The sequence below is a fragment of the Phocaeicola sartorii JCM 17136 = DSM 21941 genome (assembly GCF_054653615.1).
Map to the genome: position 1 here is coordinate 4052951 of NZ_BAAIFW010000005.1, position 21351 is coordinate 4074301.

Genomic DNA, 21351 nt, shown 5'->3' on the forward strand with positions numbered 1-21351 from the left:
ACACCGGTGCGCAAGTGCTGTCTTTTTTTTTCAGTAAATCAGTATCGGAGCCTGCGAGCTCCGATACTGATCGATAAGGGGGTAAATCGTTAGTTTCCGCTAAAATCTACATTCTGTTTTACGATTCTCCATTTGAGTACATTGACTCTCGCTCCGATGAACCATAGGGTTTCATCCGTGGGTTGGTCGGGAATAATCACATCTTCCGGGTCGAACACAGGGGTGCCGACACCCCGAATAGAGTTAAGCGTGAGGTCGTAGATGTGGTTGCGGATAACGCCATCATACGTATGGGCTGTCGTACCAGTACCAGCAACCGGAGACTGGTCGATGTTCACGTAATAGTAGCACTTGCCATCGGTATATACACGTGCGACATAAGGATGAGAGGTTTCAGTTCCTGCCAAATCAGTGTTGATAACAGTCGTAGTTGTTGATGTATATGTACCGGCATTGTTAATAAAAAGGTCGGTAACAGAAGATTTTACTCTCGCAACGACCTCATAACTTTCAAGCCAGCTGATTTCGCCACTACCTGTTTCGGCTTTAAGGTCTTCGTTGTTCACCCATTCGATATCATCGGCGACTATGGACGTGTATTGGGCTGGGGAATCTGACACTTTTTTGCAGTAACCTTTTGACTGCAAATAAGTTAGTATGACGTTCTTCGCGCCAGCTTTAGTCGTATATCCGCCACGGATATAGGCAAGGTCGGCAGGGTTCGAGCCGTCCATCAGCTGGGCGGTTACAAGAATCGCCGTCTTCTGGGCAGAGGTATTCGGCTGGACGTATTCCTTGAAATTCGTCAATGTTGTGATGTTGAAAGAGGTTTCAGTAGCTATGTCCTTATAAGATTTATTGCCGAATGTCAGGGCATTATCTCCGGTCATGAGAGGTACAGTTTCCCAGTAGCTTCGTTTATTAGTTACGTCCCATGCCCACCCATAGCTAAAACCCGAAATGTTCTTGAACAGATAGGATTTCTGGGCGATATTAGCGACCTCAATACCGGTGACATTAATGGTCAGTGACTTCTCGGTTCCATCGACGCTCGGGGTGGCGCCTTGGTTGCCAAAGGAAGTGCCTGCCTTGGCCTGGATTCTGGCAACCACGCGCTCTACATAGATTTCGACCGGGTGTTCCAAAGCATCAGATGCAGAAGTTTTAAGGTCGTCACCGGTAACAGTCGCTCCGCAGACCTCCATATCGCCGTTTTTGTAAACGGAATTGGTCATAATGAATGTTCCGTCAGTATGACTGCCGTAATCATTAATCTGCTGTTTGAGGGTTGCCAGTGATGTAGTCTCGGTAACCGTCAAAGTAGAGGGTGCGTTAAGCACGCAGACAAGCTCAAGGTTAGTGGTCGGTTTGTCTGCTTCTTTTACGCCATCGATAACCAGAACGGCTTTGTATACTTTCTCTACATAGGGATTATTGTCACTCGCTCCGGACTCTTCAGTCAGATTGATTGTCCGAGGGTCGCACTGCATTGTACCGTCTGTCTTGTAGACACAGAAAAGGGCGGTCGCCGCATTGTTTTCAGTATTCGTACCATCCTCATAACCAGCGACGGCACGTGTGTCGATGGATTTCGGCTCCACGATGTTCACGGCCACATAACCGTAGCTATCGTCGGTGTTTTCGTCACCCTTGTTGATAGGGTCGTCTTCGCTGGAGCACCCGGCAAACGCCAGGGCTGCGATCATTGTCATAAATAAAAATTTTAATCGCATGTTGTTAAGTGTTAAAAATGATTTTTATTCAGTTTATTATCTCTTTCGTCTGCCGTTAAGTTCTTTCAGTGTAGCGGTCGCCTGTTGCAGACCCATCTTCTCTGCCTGCTCCAGACACTTTATAGCCATCGTGTAATCCTTCTCCCTCACAGCGAGCGCTCCACGTGCATACATGGTTTCGGCAGAATCGCCCGCCTTGGCGAGGTAGCGGCGTGCTGCCGCGAAATCATCGCGACGGATGGCGGCGTTGGCGGCATTGAGGTTGGCTACCGCGTCGTCGGGGAACATGCGCACGGCGGTCTCGAACACATCCGTAAATTCCTGTGTACCTGGCTCGTATTCCTTCGCCACCAAGTAAAACTCGTTCTGACTCAGCTTCTGTGGCTGCTCCGCCATGACGCGTCTGATTTCATCCACATCGTAGAAGATACGTATCTTATATTCGATACGGTAGTCGGTGCGGCGCAGATAGGGGTAGCAATATTGCAGCAGGAAGCGGTACTCCTTAGGATAGGTGCGTTTGATTTTCCATTCCTTGGCATCAGGCTCCATGTCGCTGTCAATCATAGCCAGTATCTCCTCGCGGTGGTCGATGTTCGACGTCGCCACATATTCGCGCAGACCCTCCCAGTTCTCCGGCTCGTAGTCGATGTCGATAATGCCGTCGGCAAAGTGAAACAACTGCCCGATGTGCTCTTTGAGGGCGGCGGTACGGCCGATGGCGAGTTCGGCGTTATGCTTGTAGGGGCTCTCCGGCGATGCGTATCCCTTGAGCCATACAGAGGTGATAGTAATATCCTTGTCGGCACGCACGGAGTCGATGGTATCGTCTATCTTGCTCAGTTCCACCGTATTGTTGTGGTAGTCGGGATATATCACCGTCTGATTGACCGGGAAGTCGATGTAGGCGAATCCTGACAGCGAGCGGGTCTTCTCGATGTCGGCCTTGGGCTGAACGAACATCAGCGCAGGGAAGAAGGCTTCGTGGTGACGGCCCAAGATACTGTCGTATTCAGCCAGCATATTGTGGCAGCAGCCGAAATCGCCGCGGTGGAACTTGAGCGTGGCTCCGTCCATCCAGTCGCTGTACTCGGTGAGGTTGCTGTAGGCTATGTCGTCCGGCTTCTCCGATGCACGATAGACCTTCTCGTCATCACCGGAAATGCCACCTATGCCGTTTCTCACGTAATAGTAATACCGTCTGCGACCGTATATACCCACCGAAGGGAGGTCGAGAGAGTCTATACCATTGACAAGACGTGGCGTGAGCAGCACGACGCAATTTGAAGAGACATCGAGGTCTTTCAAATCTATATCCATCGCCACGTTCAGGAACTTGCCTTCGCGCTCCATCGAGAAATTATTGATGGAAACACCAGGGATGATGTCCTTCGCCTCCTGCGCATCCGCCTCCGGCATACAAACCATGCCGGAGAGGGCTGCCATCATTATATATATTGTCCTTTTCATACTTCGTCACATTTTAGAATAGATAAACCAAATTGATGGCCACCTTGGTGGGACCAACGTAATGATGCGGCTTATCGGTTTCCACCTTCTTGCCGCATCCCGCACAACGAAACCTGTCATAACGGGTATAGGAGTAGCCGGCACCGATTTCGGCTTCGAGGTTCCAGTGCCGGCCAAGTATCCATGCGTAACCGTAGGACACGCCCGCGCCCATGAACCAACCTTGATAGCGGGAATCTTTCAGTTTGCGGGAGTCGGTACCCAAGAAATTGATTTTGCCGTCGATGCCGCCGATATTATATTGCCCGCCATGTAGGTGAAATCCTAAAAAACTCGCACCGAAGCGGTCGCATAGCCAGTAGCGAACTCCGGGCTGCACTGCCCAATGCTTCCAGCGTTTGTCATCCGAGAGTGTCCACGCATTGAACTGGCCATCCACTTCCAGTGTCCACTTGGGAGCAAGACCTACCTCCAATCCTATATTTGGATTCAACATAAAATCTGCTGCCAGATTGGTTTTCACGCCCACCTTCTGCGCACAGAGTTCCTGCGAGACACAGGAGACGACTATCATAAATAATAAAAGTGCACGTTTCATTTCCTATTTATATTTATTTCAGTTTCACTCTTTATCCGCAACATCTCTCTATAAGAGAATGACTGCATGGTAAGAATTGCGTGATTTTTAGGTGATAACCGTATCAAACGGATGTTGCTTTCGAACTACACAGTTGCTACGCTTAACAGAATCTGTGTAAATCAGCATTCGCTATCGAAAGACCATTCCTGTTTATCAATCAGTTAAATCCTATGTCACGTATTCATATTTCTCTTATAGAGAGAATGAAGCTACCGCCCAATAACTTGATATATTGAGAAGCACTTCTTTTAATCATGTTTCATACGTCTTTCGGAAACCACTCAAAGGAATTGACACCCAACCCTCTTTCGTTCCCACTTTGGGAAACGCAAATGTGCCCCCGTAAACGTCTGTTCATTGATACATCTCCTTTTAAGAGAATTAGGGATTTTATTGTGGATTAATAATCAGACATTTTACACCATAAAAACAACGTGAAAAGCCTGACATCGCTTGACACCTTTAGGTTTGTATGAAGAAAACCACCATATTACCGATTATTTCATTTTATTTGGCGGTTTCTTGCATTTTCAGTACCTTTGCATTGTGAAATAATTCTCTTAAAAGGAGATTTAGGGATTTGCACAACAGATTTTATCCTCTTTTACTTATCCGACATATCAAACCTAAGCTGGTTTTCATCCTATCATAGTCCTTACAGAGCCTTGAGTATCTGGCTGTTTGCCTTATCAACGGCAGAAGTATCCAACGAGGCGAGATAGATACGCGTGGTCTTTTCGGAATTGTGTCCCATCGCTTCACTGATGATTGGAAGTGGGATATTCTTACTTCGGGCAATGGAAGCCCAACCGTGACGCGCCACGTATGTGGTCAACGGAATTGCCAGTCCCAGTTGTTCACCCAACCTCCTCAGCTTGTCATTGACCAGATGAGCCGCATTCTTGTACTGCTTTCGTGCATCCACTTCCATATTCCTGATAATAGGCAACAGATAGGGAGTGTCCTTGATGTCGTATTTATCGATGATTTCCTGCATGGGCCTCTCCCATTTGATGGATAGCTGCTGCCCGGTTTTCTGCCTGCGGTAAGAGAGTATTCCGTTCTGAAGGTCTTTTTTCTTGAGAAATGCCATGTCTATGAATGACATTCCACGTGTGTAGAACGAGAACATGAAGACATCCCTTGCCAAATCGGTTGCCGGAGAAAGCGTCAAATCCAAATCCCGGATCTGACGAATGATATTCAGCGGAACAGCCCGCTTGACCGTCTTGTCGATACCCGTATAAACGTGCCTGAACGGATAGCGTTGTACGGTCAGTTCCTTTTCGACGGCCCGGTTGTAGATGGCTCGCAAGCCACGCATATAATAGGATGTGGTATTGGGACACACCCCTGCCGCTTTCAGGAAGTTTTCATAGCGTACCATCAAATCGGAATCAACTTCATCAAGAAACACATCATTTTCGCCACAAAAACGCTCGAAACTTCTGGTGACAACCGTGTACCGTTCTGCGGTACGGGGTTTCCCGATCTGTCCCATCTGCCGGATAACCTCACGGGCAAAAGAAATGAAACCCTCGCCATCCGAAGGCGTGAGGTAGCGTTTCAGTACATCTCCGGCAGTATAATTCTCACCGGTACGTTCCAAACGTGCAATTATGTTTTTGAACCGTTTGGTGTTCCCGTACAAGATTTCTTTCAGTGATGCAAGATAATTGCCGCGGTTATATCCGATACCGGGTGGAAAAACGATTTCCGCATGAACGGAATCCCATTCACAGGGATATACCTTGTAACCGGTATTGACTTGCCGGGCTACACGCCCGTGAACCACTTGATAGAATAATGTGCCTTCTTTCGTCGGAATAGAAGATGCACGAAATTTAACTTTCATTGTTGCCATATATAATTGATTTAGTGTTTCCATTTATAAAAGATAGGAGATCGAAGCTAATGTGATGGCAACCAATCCGACATATACAACTGTTATTTCGCTCACAATCTCTGAATGAAGCAGTTTCACGTTTGCGAAAATGACGAAGGCAAAAAATGTGGCAAATATCAGCAGCAATATAACCATGCCCCAGAATGTCGTCTGTGTCATGGATATGCGATTCTCATTACGACGGATATCGTTGTCCACCTTTTCGCGTTCCCAGCGAATATGTGACATGGCATTGTCGGCAATGGTATTGATTTCCTCCAGCAATGCCTGCCTGTTGTTTTCTGCAAACCTTATAGGAAATGAAGCCTTAAGCAGGTCATGGAGATTCTGCATTGTTCCTGCATATGCGACGATTCCTTCAATGAGGCCGTTCAACTTTTTTGCGCATCCACAATCTCCGGCTTGAGTCTGCGGAACTCGTTGGCAAGCGCGTCATTCCGTTGTTCAAGTCTTTGCCGCCGTGTTTCTTCCGCCTTGATGTGATTGATAGAGCATTGGTTTGCCTTTTCCAGTTCTTCTTTTACCGCATTGATTTCTTTGCTTAAATGGCAATAAATTTGAAGATATATATATCTTTGCATAAGTCCAATTAACTAAAAAGTAAAATTACTTTGTAGATACCATACAGAACTCCCCGGTACTGAAAGACAAGATGTTCACCAAAACAAACAACGTACTGAACTATCTGAAAGCTAACGGCATTGAATATAGCACAGACATATAAATATAGCTTTCCCGGTCATCTTAACCGCAAGAGACCGCTTCCTTTTGTATTTTACGAAATCTCTCGTAATTCATTGAAATGATCGTCACTGGCATGAGAGGGCTGTGAGGGCTGTCTGTTGTTGTAAAGAAAAGTATGTGGACTTCGTGAGTCAAGTAAGCGGTGTTACTTTGCCTGGGAACATATCTTACTTTGCCCACGAAGATATCTTACTTTTTTCAGTAAGAAGAACCACGTGACGGGAGGCTTTCATGCACGGTTGTTATTTCTGTATCGGAAGCTGCTCAGTTAATAGATGTTTCTAAAAGCACAGTGAGACGAATGGTTCGAAGAGGTATGCTTGTAGGTGTAAATTTAGGAATTAGACTGACCGGGATTGATCGTACTCAATTAGAACAATTGTTTACTTCTATTATTGTGCCAAAAAAGCAAATAACATCAAAAGTCTATGAATTATGCTTTCTGCTCCAACGCAGGAGGGTCACAAACTCCAAATCGTCTTTTATTGGATAATGTAATATGCTCTTTCAGAAAAAAGTGAATCATAATGTCTGTTGGATTTCTAATAATTCTACAAAAGTTTCGTTGGCTTCCTCAAGCATATTATTCAGGAAGTTATCATCGGATGGTAATCCTTGATAAGTCTTCAACAGAGATATGCTACCGTCTCCTTCATCCAATTCATAAATAGCAATATCTGTCGGATTCATAGATGAATCTATCGGATAAACAGCATTGATCTGTTCCAATACATCACTGTTCGAAGCAGCTTTCTCCTTGAGCATACCAGCTTTGACAGCAATTGTCAGGACATTAATCTATAGAGAGACTACCGCATCAGGCAGAAAGCTAGCAATCATCTTCCACCTCTATCGCCCAGTCCCCGATAGTACGGGTGGCACTGTCGAAATTAATCCCCACCTTCACGATGCGCCTGCCATCCTTGCGATAAGGGACAGCATACTGCCTGCTGTCTATCTGCGCCAATGCCTCCCGGGCCGTACCGTCATATTTAAATTCCAGCACATAAATGGCATCCTGCATCTTTATGACCACATCCGCACGCCCCACCGCACTTTTCACCTCGCTGTCCACATACATCCCCATCAGGCGGAACAACAAATAAAAGATGGTCTGGTAATGCTTCTCCGTCTTGTTCTCCAGATCATGGGGAATGGAAGCGAAGAAAGAACGCGTACGTTCCAAGCAGCTCTCTATATCCCCCTTACGAAGATCGCGGATGAAGGAAACCACATAAAAAGTACTGTTCTGACCCGGCAACTCCAGGTAAGCGGGCAATAGGGACTCGATGAAACCTTTACGCACCTCCCCGTTGGGATAGGCCAGCCGGTACACCTGGAACTCGGGATCATATCCCTTGATCGTCAGGTAACCACTTTGATATAAAACGGGAATAGGACTGGTAATCCGTTCTGTCGGGGCATCAAACTGCTCGTCGGTAGCCTCCACCCCCTCCAGCTGGCGCACGTCAAAATCCGTTTCCTGCAACAAATCAATCAAAAAAGTAGGAGTGCCGGTAGAGAACCAGAAATTCTTGTACTCCTTTGCGTTAAAAGCATTGAACAGGCTGAAAGGATTGTAAATATCCTCACAATGCTTGCTGAAATGATACCCGTCATACTGCCGCTTCAGATGCGCACAGGCTGCTTCGTACGTCTCGCCGTTCGCCCAAGCCATCCGCTCGATGTCCGGACGAAGCTCGTCCAGCAACTCCCGCTCGGTAATGCCGCAAATCGCGCTGAAGTCATCCCGCATACTGATGTTCTGCAAATTATTCAGCTCGCTGAAGATGCTCATCTGGCTGAACTTGCTGATTCCCGTGATAAAGAGGAAACGAAGATATTGTCCCAATCCCTTGAGGGGACTGAAAAACTTACGCAGCTCATTCCGAAGCTCCTGCTGCAAGGGGATGTTGGAATTACTGTCCAAAAGAGGAGCATCGTATTCGTCAATCAGAACAACGACCGGCAGACCGGTCTGTTCATACGCACGGCGGATCATACCTTGCAGACGGGCGGCAGGAGTCTTTTCCTCCTTTTCCGCCCCATAAACCTTTTCACAACGAAGTAAAAACAGATTCAACTGTTCCTGCAAATCGAACAGGGTGGTATATTTAGTCAGACTGAAATCAATATGGAATACCGGATACACGTTCCAGTCCTTTTCCAGACGCTCCATTGCCAGCCCCTTGAACAACTCTTTTTTCCCTTGAAAGTAAGCCTCAAGGGTGGACACCAGCAAGCTTTTCCCAAACCTCCGCGGACGGCTCAGAAAATACACACTGTCCGTGTTGACCAACCGGTACACCAGTTCCGTCTTGTCTACATATACACAATTCCGGTTACGCAACTGCTCAAAATTCTGTATGCCTATGGGGTATCGTCTGTAATTTTCTTCCATATTCTCCATTGTTTTCTAATTCTGCTTATGGGATAGAAACAAAGATAGCTGTTATCCGACAAAACACAAAAACTTTTCATCTGTTTTTAATCAAGTTCCGACAACTTGAATGGATGATGATACGATAAATGGCGGTCAGAAATATAAAATCATCCCCCTTTTATTGCAGATGATCAAAAAATAAATTACTTTTGTTTCACTAAAGACGAATCCATAAACAACTTAAATAACAGAACAGTATGATAGACGCAAAAACTTGCATCAACGACGCACAAGAGAAAATGGACATGGCCGTTATGTATTTGGAAGAGGCCTTGGCGCACATTCGTGCAGGAAAAGCCAGTACCCGATTGCTGGACGGTATTCGTGTGGACTCTTATGGAAGCATGGTCCCCATCAGTAATGTAGCCGCCGTGACTACTCCCGACGCACGCAGCATCGCCATCAAGCCATGGGACAAAAGCATGTTCCGCATCATCGAAAAAGCTATCATGGACTCTGACCTGGGCATCACTCCCGAAAACAACGGAGAAATTATCCGTCTGGGCATTCCGCCATTGACAGAGGAACGCCGCAAGCAACTGGCCAAACAATGTAAAGGCGAAGGAGAAACCGCAAAAGTAAGCATCCGCAACGCACGCCGTGACGCCATAGACGCACTGAAAAAGGCTGTTAAAGAGGGTATGCCCGAAGACGAGCAAAAGAATGCGGAAGCCAAACTTCAGAAAGTACACGATAAATATATCGCGAAGATTGAAGAACTGCTGGCAGAGAAAGATAAAGAAATTATGACGGTTTAATGAAAAACTAAAAATAATGAGGAACGAATAATGAAGAAGGGGCTTCTTCTTCATTATTCCTTCTTCATTTTAATTTATGAGAGGATTAGTAATAAAAAACACAGGCAGCTGGTATCTGGTCAAAGCGGAAGACGGACGTACCATCGAATGCAAAATTAAAGGGAATTTCCGTTTGAAAGGTATTCGGAGTACCAATCCTGTCGCCGTAGGAGATTATGTACAAATCATCACCAACAATGAAGGAACCGCCTTTATCTGTGAGATAGAAGACCGCAAGAACTATATCATCCGGCGTGCCTCCAACCTTTCCAAACAATCGCATATACTGGCCGCCAATCTGGACCAATGTATGCTGATCGTGACCATCAATTACCCCGAGACCTCAACCATATTCATTGACCGTTTCCTGGCCACCGCTGAAGCATACCGTGTACCCGTAAAGCTGATATTCAACAAAATAGACAGATACAACGAGGATGACACACGCTACATGGACGCCTTGATAAACCTGTACACGCACATCGGTTATCCTTGTTTCAAGGTTTCCGCCCTGAATAACACCGGTACAGACGAAGTGAAAAAAGACCTGGAAGGAAAGGTTACTTTGCTTTCCGGCAACTCAGGAGTGGGCAAGTCGACCCTGATCAATGCCATCTTGCCTGAACAGACCCTGAAAACAGGAGAAATATCCGATTATCATAACAAAGGAATGCATACCACCACCTTTTCCGAAATGTTCCCTGTCCATGACGGCGGATACCTCATCGACACGCCGGGCATCAAAGGTTTCGGAACATTCGATATGGAAGAAGAAGAAGTAGGCCATTACTTTAAAGAAATATTTGAATATTCCGCTCATTGCAAGTATGGAAACTGCACCCACAGACACGAGCCCGGATGCGCCGTACGCAATGCCGTGGAGAAACATCTCATCAGCGAGTCACGCTACACTTCTTACCTGAACATGTTGGAAGACAAGGATGAAGGCAAGTATCGCGCCGCTTATTAAAAACCACCACTGTATGAAAAAATACCTCTTGACCATTGCATTGGCTGCATTATGCGCCACCGGACTGAATGCCGCCTCTCCTAAAAAAGTAGCTCCCGAAAAGAAAGGAGTCGAAGCCATCAACCGCGCCACCGCCGAAGCGCACATCGGCTTTCTGGCCTGCGACGAACTGGAAGGACGCGAAGCTGGATGGAAAGGCGGACGCATTGCAGGCAACTATATCATTTCCTGCCTGAAACAGATGGGAATCAAACCACTGGCCGGAGATTATGTACAACCCTTCGATGTATATCACGCCGAACGGCAAGTGAAAGGGAAACGCTGGCAAGTACATCCCGACTCTATTGCCGCACTGAAAAAAGTGGTACACCAAAAGCTTGCCTTACGCAATATCTTAGGCAAAATAGAAGGAAAAAACCCCAACGAGATTGTCATTATCGGCGCACATTACGACCACCTTGGCTACGACCCGTTGTTGGAAGGAGATCAGATTTATAATGGCGCGGATGATAACGCATCAGGCGTTCAAGCCGTATTACAAGTAGCCCGTGCTTTCCTTGCTACCGGCCAGCAACCGGAACGCACCGTCATCTTCGCCTTTTGGGATGGTGAGGAAAAAGGATTGCTGGGATCCCGTTATTTCGCCATGAACTATCCGGATATTAAAAAGGTAAAAGGCTACCTGAACTATGACATGATAGGACGCAACAACCGGGAAGACCAGCCCGATTATTTCGTTTACTTCTATACCGCAGCCCACCAGGCCTTTGGCAACTGGCTGAAAAAGGACATTGAAGACTACCGCTTGCAGTTATCCCCCGATTACCGTGCCTGGGATAATCCCGTGGGAGGCAGTGACAACGGTACATTTGCCAAACTGGGCATACCTATTATATGGTATCACACCGATGCCCACCCCGATTATCACCTGCCGGGGGATGAGGCACCCAAAATCAACTGGATGAAGGTAGTCGATATAACCAAAGCCTCCTTCCTGGCGATGTGGAAGCTGGCAAACGAAAAAAAATATTAAAAAAGGACGTGGCGTTTAAACTGAACGCCACGTCCTTTTATCTAACCTTACATCAACGTATTTATAAAAACCCACATAAGAAGACACATGAACAAACGAATCAAATGGAGTATCATCATATTAATCGGAGCCGGCCTGGCCGGATTAGGCATCTACCAATTTACCCCTCACGAAAATGAAGAACTGACAGCCGCCAATGCTTTACCTAAAGAAAATAAACAACGTACCCTGAAAGTGAATGCGCAAGTAATAAAACCGCATTTGCTCACAGACGAGATACTGGTCACCGGACGCCTGGTGCCCGATGAAGAAGTGAGTCTGTCTTTTGAAACATCCGGAAAGATCACTGATATCTTTTTCACAGAAGGCACATTGGTAAAGCGGGGGGAACTGCTGGCCAAAGTAAACGACCGGCAACTGCAAGCACAATTAAAACGTCTGGAAGCACAGATACCTCTGGCTGAAGACCGGGTGTTCCGCCAAAACGCCCTGCTGAAACGCGACGCGGTCAGTAAAGAAGCATACGAACAGGTAAAAACCGAACTTGCCACGCTAAACGCCGACATCGAAAATATCAAGGCCAATATCGAGATGACCGAACTCCGTGCCCCATTCGACGGCATCATCGGATTGCGGCAGGTCAGCACAGGAGCTTACGCCTCCCCCACCACCGTAGTGGCCAGACTGACCAAAGTGACTCCGCTGAAAGTAGAGTTCGCCGTTCCGGAACGTTATGCACGGGAAATAAAAAAAGGAACGAATCTGGAGTTCAAAGTAGAAGGAAAACTGGAGGCCTATCGTGCACAGGTATATGCCACCGAATCCAGTATCGATATGGAAACCCACTCATTGAACATCCGTGCCATCTACCCCAACCGTAACGGCGAATTATTGGCCGGAAGATATGCAGATATCCAATTAAAACAAAAGGAAATAGAAGACGCCATAGCGATTCCATCCGAAGCCATCGTCCCCGAAATGGGCAAGAATAAAGTATTTGTTTATCGCAGCGGAGTGGCAGAACCGGCAGATGTGGTCATCGGTCTCCGCACCGAAGCCGAAGTACAGATTGTACAAGGATTGTCTGTGGGCGACACCATCCTGACATCAGGTACACTGCAATTGCGTAAGGGAATGCCTGTAGAGATTCAGGCCATCAACTAACTACTAAAAAATACTTTTATGAATATTTCCGAACTTAGTATCCGTAGGCCTGTGCTCGCCACCGTGCTTACCATCATTATATTACTTTTCGGACTGATCGGTTACAACACATTGGGAGTCCGCGAATATCCTTCGGTGGACAATCCCATCATTTCGGTCACCTGTAGTTACTCGGGTGCCAATGCCGATGTCATCGAGAATCAGATCACCGAGCCTTTGGAACAGAACATCAACGGTATTCCGGGAATCCGGTCCTTGTCCAGTGTCAGCCAACAGGGGCAATGCCGCATCACGGTAGAATTTGAATTATCCGTCGATTTGGAAACCGCAGCCAATGATGTGCGCGACAAGGTATCCCGTGCGCAGCGCTATCTGCCACGCGACTGTGACCCTCCCACCGTATCCAAAGCAGATGCCGATGCGGTACCTATCTTGATGGTAGCCATCCAGAGTGACAGCCGCTCCTTGCTGGAACTGAGCGAGATAGCCGACCTGACCGTGAAAGAACAACTGCAAACCATCTCGGATGTAAGTAGTGTTTCCATCTGGGGAGAAAAACGTTACTCCATGCGCCTGTGGCTCGATCCTACCAAAATGGCCGGGTATGGTATAACTCCGGTAGATGTAAGGAATGCAATCACCAGTGAAAACATAGAACTTCCCTCGGGCAGCATTGAAGGAAATACAGTAGAACTGACTCTGCGCACGATGGGACAAATGCATACGGCTAAAGAATTCAATAACATCATATTGAAAGAAGTAGGCGGCCGGGTAGTCCGTTTCAGCGATATCGGCTATGCCGAACTGGGTCCGGCCGACATCAAGAGTTACATGAAAATGAACGGAGTACCGATGGTAGGTGTGGTTGTCATTCCGCAACCGGGTGCCAACCATATCGAAATAGCCGATGCCGTGTACCAGCGTATGGAACAAATGAAAAAGGATCTGCCCGATGATGTGAAATACAGCTACGGTTTCGACAATACCAAGTTTATCCGCGCCTCTATTGATGAAGTAAAAAGTACGGTGTATGAAGCATTCGTACTGGTTATCATCATCATTTTCCTGTTCTTGCGCGACTGGCGCGTGACACTGATTCCCTGCATCGTCATTCCGGTTTCGCTTATCGGGTCTTTCTTTGTGATGTACATCGCCGGCTTCTCCATTAATGTGCTGACCATGCTGGCGGTGGTATTGTCCGTAGGATTGGTAGTGGATGACGCCATCGTGATGACAGAGAATATCTATATCCGCATAGAACGGGGGATGCGTCCGTTCGAAGCGGGCATAGAAGGGGCGAAAGAAATTTTCTTCGCGGTTATCTCCACCACCATCACGCTGGTGGCTGTGTTCCTGCCCATTGTGTTTATGGAAGGAACCAGCGGACGTCTGTTCCGTGAGTTCAGTTTTGTCGTGGCGGGTTCGGTCATCATATCTTCCTTTGCCGCACTGACGTTCACCCCCATGCTGGCAACAAAATTATTGATAAAACGGGAAAAACAAGGTTGGTTCTATCAAAAGACGGAACCTTTCTTTGAAGGCATGAACCGGGTATATGCCCGCTCGCTGAACGCTTTTCTTAAAAGACGTATATGGGCTATCCCCATTACCGTGATGATGCTGGCAGCCATCGGGGTGCTTTGGGTTCAGATACCTGCCGAAATGGCCCCCATGGAAGACCGTTCGCAAATCAGCATCAACACCCGTGCCGCTGAAGGCGCCAGCTACGAATATATCCGCGATTATACGGAAGATATCAATCAGCTGGTAGACTCTATTGTGCCCGATGCCGCCTCCGTAACCGCACGTGTTTCCAGCGGTAGCGGAAACATACGCATCACCCTGAAGGATATCAGAGACCGTAATTATACCCAGATGGAAGTGGCCGAACGTATCTCAAAAGCCATCCGCAACAAGACGAAAGCGCGTGCCTTTGTGCAACAGCAGTCTTCTTTCGGCGGACGAAGAGGAAGTATGCCTGTACAATATGTACTGCAAGCTGTCAGTATAGAAAAACTGGAGAAGATATTGCCCGAGTTCTTGAGCAAGGTATACGATAACCCCACCTTCCAGATGGCGGATGTGGACTTGAAGTTCAGCAGTCCGGAAATGAGAGTGAATATCAACCGCGACAAAGCAGGGACGATGGGGGCAAGTGTGCGCGACATAGCCGAAACATTGCAATACGGTCTCAGCGGACAACGCATGGGCTATTTCTACATGAACGGAAAACAATATGAGATTTTAGGACAGATAAACCGTCAGCAGCGTAATACCCCCGCCAATATCAAATCCATTTACATACGGAGCGACAAAGGGGAAATGATTCAATTGGACAATCTGGTAGAGTTTGTAGAGTCCGTAGCTCCTCCTAAATTGTACCACTACAACCGTTTTATCTCCGCCACTGTATCTGCCGGACTGGCAGATGGAAAAACCATCGGACAAGGTTTGGAGGAGATGGACAAGATAGCTGCCCAGACCTTGGACGAGACTTTCCGCACCGCCTTGTCGGGAGACTCCAAAGATTATCGGGAAAGCTCGTCCAGCCTGATGTTTGCTTTCATCCTGGCCTTGATACTGATCTATCTGATTCTGGCGGCACAATTCGAAAGTTTCAAGGACCCGTTCATTATCATGCTGACCGTTCCGCTAGCCATTGCCGGAGCACTGATCTTTATGTATGCAGGAGGCATCACGATGAACATCTTCAGCCAGATCGGTATCATCATGCTGATAGGTCTGGTGGCGAAGAACGGTATTTTGATTGTGGAATTCGCCAATCAGAAGCAGGAGTCCGGAGATAACAAGATGCAGGCCATCCGGGAGGCGGCTTTGCAACGCTTGCGCCCCATCCTCATGACCAGCGCCTCGACAGTGCTAGGGCTGATACCGCTGGCCTTCGCCACTGGGGAAGGCGCCAACCAGCGTATCGCCATGGGTACGGCTGTTGTGGGAGGAATGTTGGTATCCACTTTCCTGACCATGTACATTGTACCGGCTATTTATAGTTATATATCTACCAACCGAAACGTTAAAACAGAAACTGTATGAAACGAATCATTATAACTTTGTGCATCTGCACGGCATGGGCGGCTTCCGCCTATGCGCAATATCCTTATACCTTGAAAAAATGCCTGGAGGAAGGGCTTGCCAACAACTATTCCATACGCATCACCCGGAATGAAGAGCAAATCAGCCACAACAATGCCACATTGGCGAATGCCGGTTATCTGCCTACGGTAGACTTGTCTGCCGGATATACGGGGACGCTGGACAACACCGATACAAAGACCCGCAGTACAGGCGCCACTGCCAGCGAGCGAAGCATCTACGACCAGACTTTAAAAGCCGGACTGGATGTGAGCTGGACGTTGTTCGACGGGTTCAATATCAGCACCACCTACAAGAAACTACAGGAACTGGAACGCCAGGGAGAGACCAACACCCGTATCACCCTGGAGGATTTCATTGCAGGACTCACAGCCGAATACTACAACTATGTACAACAGGAAATCCGCCTGAAGAACTTCCTTTATGCCGTTTCCTTATCCAAGGAACGCCTGCGCATTGTCGAAGAACGCTATCATATCGGTAACTTCTCCCGGCTGGATTATCAACAAGCCAAAGTGGACTTCAATGCAGACAGTGCGCAGTACATGAAACAACAGGAACTGGTGGTTACCTCACGCATCACCCTGAATGAGCTGATGGCCGTACAGGAAGTTAACCGCCCGCTGCGTGTCAACGACTCCATCATCACTGTCAATGACGACCTGAACTATGATGAGTTATGGGAATCCACCCTCAAGACGAATGCCAACCTGCTGAAAGCCGGTCAGAACACAACGCTCGCCCAATTGGATTACCGGCAGGTACTATCCCGTAATTATCCTTACGTCAAACTGAATGCCGGTTATGGTTACACCTTCAATAAATATGAAACCAACGCCACCCGCCAGAGAAGCAACTGGGGACTGAACGGAGGAATCACCGTAGGCATCAATCTATGGGATGGCAACCGCCGCCGCGAGAAACGGAACGCCAGCCTGCAAATACGGAACTCCCAACTGGAAAAAGAACAGCTGGAACTCGGTTTGAAAGCGGATCTGAGCAATCTGTGGCAAGCCTACCGCAACAACCTGCGCCTGTTGAACCTGGAACGCCAGAACCTGGTCGCAGCCCGTGAGAACCACGAGATAGCCAAAGAACGTTATCTGCTCGGAGATCTCTCCGGTATTGAAATGCGTGAGGCCCAGAAAAGCCTTCTTGATGCCGAGGAACGTATCCTGTCTGCCGAATACAACACAAAAGTTTGCGAGATTTCACTGCTCCAACTCAGCGGAAGAATAACGAAATATCTCGAATAATCAGTATAGACTTTACTTATAGCTTGTAATTCAAGGCAGTTATCCGTACCTTTGCACGCAATTATCACTAAGAACGTTGTAAAAAGATATGGGATTATTTATTAAAAAACCTTTTGCCGCCTTACAGACAGAAGCCAATGAGTCCGGAAACAAGACACTGAAAAGAGTGCTGGGGCCCTGGAGTCTGATCGCATTAGGAGTAGGTGTTATTATCGGTGCCGGATTATTTTCCATCACCGGAACAGTAGCCGCAGGATATACCGGTCCTGCCATCACGTTATCTTTCGCCATAGCAGCCATCGGTTGCTGCTTTGCCGGATTGTGTTATGCTGAATTTGCTTCCATGATTCCTGTAGCGGGTAGCGCTTACACCTACTCATACGCCACCATGGGAGAACTCATAGCCTGGATTATCGGCTGGGATCTGGTGCTGGAATATACAGTTGCCGCCACCACGGTCAGTATCAGCTGGAGCAGGTATCTTGTTGTCTTTCTGGAAGGAGTGGGGATAAACATTCCCCATGCACTGGCAGCCTGTCCGTGGGACGGAGGTATCGTAAACATACCGGCCGCACTGATTGTAGTACTGATGAGCCTGTTTCTGATTCGTGGGACAGAAGGAAGTTCCATTTTCAACGGGTTTATTGTATTCCTGAAAGTGGCAGTGATTCTTATTTTCGTTGTATTAGGATGGAAATACATCAATGCCGAGAACTATGTTCCCTATATTCCGGCCAATACCGGTACTTTGGGCGAATTCGGTTTATCGGGTGTGCTGCGCGGAGCAGCCATTGTGTTCTTCGCTTTCCTTGGCTTCGATGCCGTAAGTACCGCTGCCCAGGAAACAAAGAATCCGAAACGGGATATGCCTGTCGGGATTCTGGGTTCATTACTGATATGCACCATCCTCTATATGGTCTTTGCCTACGTCATGACAGGAGTGGCACACTACTCCGAGTTTGCCGGCCAGCAAGGCATTGCGCCTGTCGCTGTTGCCATTGACCACATGGGACATGCAGATGCCTCCGGAATGATTCATCCGGATTATCCGTGGCTGAACCGGGCTATCGTACTGGCTATTTTATTCGGTTACTGCTCGGTTATTATGGTAACTTTGTTGGGACAGAGCCGTGTATTCCTCAGCATGAGCCGTGATGGTCTGTTACCTCCTTTCTTTTCAAAAATTCATGAAAAATATCGCACACCGGCACATAGCAATTTGTTATTCATGGTCGTTGTAGGAGGACTGGCAGCGTTTGTTCCGGCACGTGTGGCGGGAGAAATGACCAGCATAGGTACCTTATTCGCCTTCACATTGGTCTGCGCGGCCGTATTGATCGTGCGTAAGAGCATGCCTGACGTACATCGTGCCTTTAAAACTCCTTTTGTTCCTGTAGTACCGATTCTGGGCATTCTGACCTGCCTCTGCATGATGCTTTTCCTTCCGGCTGACACCTGGATCCGATTGGTGTTGTGGATGCTGATAGGTCTGGATGTGTATGCCTGCTATGGAGTAAAACACAGCAAGCTGGAGCATCATGTAAAACGACGCAAGGGACTCACCATACTGAATATGACAGGAATCGCCCTGTCTGTACTTTCTGTTATTACCGGACTGTGGCACCAACAGACTGTAGGCTGGGAGGAAGACAAGACCTTGCTCGTCATTTCGTTTGTCTTTGCATTCACGCATTGCGCGTTCTATATGGTACGCATCTGGAAACAGACATCCGAAAAGAAGAAATAAGCGTTTTTCACACGCTATCCGCTTCCATAACTTTCATTCACTGTAAGGGTAGATTCAACCCAGCCCTACAGTGAATAAAGTTATTACAATTTCACACCCGTCAGTATTAAGCCTATAGTCAAGCCTTATGACCTATAAGAGGCTTAAGTTATATCCACCGTAGAAAAATAGTTAAAAGACTTCTTCAAAAATGTTTTTAGCTACTGCCACAGCATTTCCTTCAGGAGTTGAGGAATGGGATTCAGTTTCCTTGGTCCATGCTTCTTCCAAGGCATAAAAATCAATTTCCTCCGGTTGTTTTCCATCCAAGACACCAGCCAAATAATCAAAATAAGCCTTCCATCGCATAAAATAGAAGTCTTTCAACATACCATTCCATTCTTTATGCGCATAATCACGAAGTCCGCCTTGATCTGCCGCGACACGATTTCCCCACGTAGTAATCTGAACACGCGCATTCCATTCGTATAATGCTTTTTCTTCCGAAGTCCGCCCCAATGAACGTGCCGCCTCAATCCAAGTCCCTACCCTGAATTCCTTCCGCGTAGCCAATAACTGGTCTTGCAGCAAAATCAAATGTAAAAAACGTTGTGAAGACAACTCAAACATCGTTTTATCTCCTGCCCGGAATGAAGCCGTCACCACTTTCTGCATCAGGCGTCCCTTCTCGGCCAATGCCTGCCGGAGAACATCCACCAAGTCGAACTCAAAGTTATTGTTTCCTTGATACTTATCAGCCACAGAAACCATCAAGCGGGCAGCTTCTATCACCTCCTGCGGATCATAATATTCTTTCATCTCCGACCAGCTGGAGACTTGATATACATCCAACCCCGGACGAGCACAAAATACAGACTCATGCGTCCCCTGCTGTATCTTCTCCTTGGGACTATTATAAATGCCATCACCTAATAATTTCCAGACTTGCCGCAAAGTCTCATCCTCCACCCCATAACGGGCAAATACATATCCTTCCAACCACTCATCACGAGTAAACCGGTGCTCACGCCATGGCAACTCCATCACCAGCTCATACATGACCGGATTGTTCTCAATGCCTTCCGGAGTCATCCCTACTCCACGCAACGTCCTTCCGGCATGAGCATCTGCTTTCGCGTCATAAAAGCCATCAATCAGCGCGTCCATTTTACCATGAAGTCCAATGTTACCACCAAAATTCAACAACATGCAGTACACCCACTCATGCTGCCCGTATCCTCCTTTGCGGCACCACTCTGACGCCGGATCCCCCCATTGCGGACGGCATTCGCTATGCAAGTCCAAGACCAGCAAGTCTCCTGCTTCCAGATGCTCTATCATCGGAGTACGAGGATTGTCCTGCCATGCCTGAGCCACCCACACAGCATCCGGGTTCGTCTTTTTCATCGCTTTCATGATGGCCTTACCGGCTGCATCCAGATTTACCCCCCGGGTACTTCCGCCTTCATGAAAAGGATCAATGGCGTAAAATCCAGCTTTTCCATACAGTTTTGTCAATTCGTTATAATACAAAGCTGAGATTTCTTCAAAGCGTTCATCCTCCGGCTGTAAAAAGGCGGGACGACGATAGCTGCACCAGAGTCCGGGATCAGCCACGTCCAGCCCTAATTTTTCCTTTGCATTATGAGGAACCATGCCGCAATATCCCGGTAACACAGGTTCAATGCCATATTCACGCATTCTTTTTACGATCTTCTTCTGAAGTTTCTCCTGACGAATGTACCAACTCTCAGGATCAGGTCCTCCCCACCCTTCCAAATTATTCATCAACCACCAGGCAGTAAACCCCGGTCCGGCTACAAATTCATTAATTTCATCCTTCGTATATCCTAGTTTCAGAAGTACATTTCTCCAGACCGATTCAGCACCCGTCAATGCCAGGGAGAGATTGACGCCATGAAGCGCCATCCAGTCTATCTCCTTTTCCCAACGATCCCAGTCCCAAAAAGCCATGGAATAAGAGAAAGTACAATAATTCAGATCATAACGATAGGGCAGATCCGTTTCATGCCGTTCCTTTTTAGTCACAGGAGGCAAAACAGCAGGCAGTTTTGCAGTCATTCCATTCCAAGAAAGATGTATGCCTGCATAATATTTCAAATACCAATTCAATCCGGTAGCAATATTTACATAGTCATTACCCCGGATAACCACTTTATCACCCCGCTGATCGAGTTCAAAAAAATCGATACCCGATTTCTGACGTTCAATTATAAACTTGGAGGAAGCTCCTTTATCAATGCGCTCTAACAATCCTGTGACAGGAGAAGAGAATAAGTTGCTTGCCACCCACAACAGCACAAACAACAATCGTAGTTTTTTCATCATATTATT

At 47.3% G+C, this 21351-nt stretch carries 17 protein-coding genes; 8 read left to right on the forward strand and 9 right to left on the reverse strand.

Annotated elements, in window-relative coordinates; all coding sequences use genetic code 11:
* Positions 1–89: 89 nt before the first annotated feature.
* From ACYQ0C_RS16995 to ACYQ0C_RS17020, 6 genes are all read right to left on the reverse strand, one after another.
* The gene (locus ACYQ0C_RS16995; protein ID WP_016278120.1) at positions 90–1733 is read right to left on the reverse strand and encodes an Mfa1 family fimbria major subunit; all 1644 of its coding nucleotides are present in this window, start codon (positions 1731–1733) and stop codon (positions 90–92) included.
* A 36-nt stretch (positions 1734–1769) separates the two neighbouring features.
* Complete coding sequence (locus tag ACYQ0C_RS17000) at positions 1770–3203, reverse strand: DUF3868 domain-containing protein (RefSeq protein ID WP_016278121.1); 1434 nt, start codon at positions 3201–3203, stop codon at positions 1770–1772.
* 13 nt (positions 3204–3216) lie between these two features.
* Positions 3217–3801, reverse strand: a complete 585-nt coding sequence (locus ACYQ0C_RS17005) for a DUF3575 domain-containing protein (RefSeq protein ID WP_016278122.1) — start codon at positions 3799–3801, stop codon at positions 3217–3219.
* A gap of 697 nt (positions 3802–4498) precedes the next feature.
* Positions 4499–5707: a tyrosine-type recombinase/integrase gene (locus ACYQ0C_RS17010; protein ID WP_016278123.1), complete on the reverse strand. Its 1209-nt coding sequence runs from the start codon at positions 5705–5707 to the stop codon at positions 4499–4501.
* Between the two features lie 24 nt (positions 5708–5731).
* Entirely contained in the window at positions 5732–6124 is a 393-nt protein-coding gene (locus tag ACYQ0C_RS17015; protein WP_016278124.1) for a hypothetical protein, read from the reverse strand.
* Positions 6121–6330: a hypothetical protein gene (locus ACYQ0C_RS17020; RefSeq protein WP_016278125.1), complete on the reverse strand. Its 210-nt coding sequence runs from the start codon at positions 6328–6330 to the stop codon at positions 6121–6123. Before ACYQ0C_RS17020 ends, ACYQ0C_RS17015 begins: the two co-directional genes overlap by 4 nt.
* A 407-nt stretch (positions 6331–6737) precedes the next feature.
* On the opposite strand from ACYQ0C_RS17020, the gene ACYQ0C_RS17025 reads away from it, so the two are divergent.
* Positions 6738–6986, forward strand: coding sequence for a helix-turn-helix domain-containing protein (locus tag ACYQ0C_RS17025; protein WP_257205074.1), 249 nt, complete (start codon positions 6738–6740; stop codon positions 6984–6986).
* A 29-nt stretch (positions 6987–7015) separates the two neighbouring features.
* Here ACYQ0C_RS17025 and ACYQ0C_RS17030 read toward each other — a convergent pair whose 3' ends face one another.
* A complete protein-coding gene (locus tag ACYQ0C_RS17030) occupies positions 7016–7258 on the reverse strand; it encodes a hypothetical protein (protein ID WP_016278127.1) in 243 nt (80 codons plus the stop codon).
* 64 nt (positions 7259–7322) lie between these two features.
* Positions 7323–8894 (reverse strand): ATP-binding protein, encoded by a 1572-nt coding sequence (locus ACYQ0C_RS17035; RefSeq protein ID WP_016278128.1) that lies wholly within the window; start codon positions 8892–8894, stop codon positions 7323–7325.
* Between the two features lie 239 nt (positions 8895–9133).
* Between ACYQ0C_RS17035 and frr the strand changes: the two genes are divergently transcribed.
* The 7 genes from frr (at position 9134) to ACYQ0C_RS17070 (ending at position 19017) form a co-directional block, all read left to right on the forward strand.
* Complete coding sequence (gene frr, locus ACYQ0C_RS17040; RefSeq protein ID WP_016278129.1) at positions 9134–9694, forward strand: ribosome recycling factor; 561 nt, start codon at positions 9134–9136, stop codon at positions 9692–9694.
* Between the two features lie 76 nt (positions 9695–9770).
* Entirely contained in the window at positions 9771–10703 is a 933-nt protein-coding gene (gene rsgA, locus ACYQ0C_RS17045) for a ribosome small subunit-dependent GTPase A (protein WP_016278130.1), read from the forward strand.
* 13 nt (positions 10704–10716) lie between these two features.
* Entirely contained in the window at positions 10717–11736 is a 1020-nt protein-coding gene (locus ACYQ0C_RS17050) for a M28 family metallopeptidase (protein WP_257463972.1), read from the forward strand.
* 87 nt (positions 11737–11823) lie between these two features.
* Complete coding sequence (locus ACYQ0C_RS17055; protein ID WP_016278132.1) at positions 11824–12900, forward strand: efflux RND transporter periplasmic adaptor subunit; 1077 nt, start codon at positions 11824–11826, stop codon at positions 12898–12900.
* Positions 12901–12918: 18 nt separating this feature from the next.
* Positions 12919–15954: an efflux RND transporter permease subunit gene (locus ACYQ0C_RS17060; RefSeq protein ID WP_016278133.1), complete on the forward strand. Its 3036-nt coding sequence runs from the start codon at positions 12919–12921 to the stop codon at positions 15952–15954.
* Positions 15951–17270, forward strand: coding sequence for a TolC family protein (locus ACYQ0C_RS17065; RefSeq protein WP_016278134.1), 1320 nt, complete (start codon positions 15951–15953; stop codon positions 17268–17270). The genes ACYQ0C_RS17060 and ACYQ0C_RS17065 overlap by 4 nt, the downstream gene beginning before the upstream one ends.
* 88 nt (positions 17271–17358) lie before the next feature.
* A complete protein-coding gene (locus tag ACYQ0C_RS17070; protein WP_016278135.1) occupies positions 17359–19017 on the forward strand; it encodes an amino acid permease in 1659 nt (552 codons plus the stop codon).
* Between the two features lie 171 nt (positions 19018–19188).
* On the opposite strand, the gene ACYQ0C_RS17075 is transcribed toward ACYQ0C_RS17070, so the two are convergent.
* Positions 19189–21345: an alpha-N-acetylglucosaminidase gene (locus tag ACYQ0C_RS17075; protein ID WP_089503698.1), complete on the reverse strand. Its 2157-nt coding sequence runs from the start codon at positions 21343–21345 to the stop codon at positions 19189–19191.
* Positions 21346–21351: the final 6 nt, after the last annotated feature.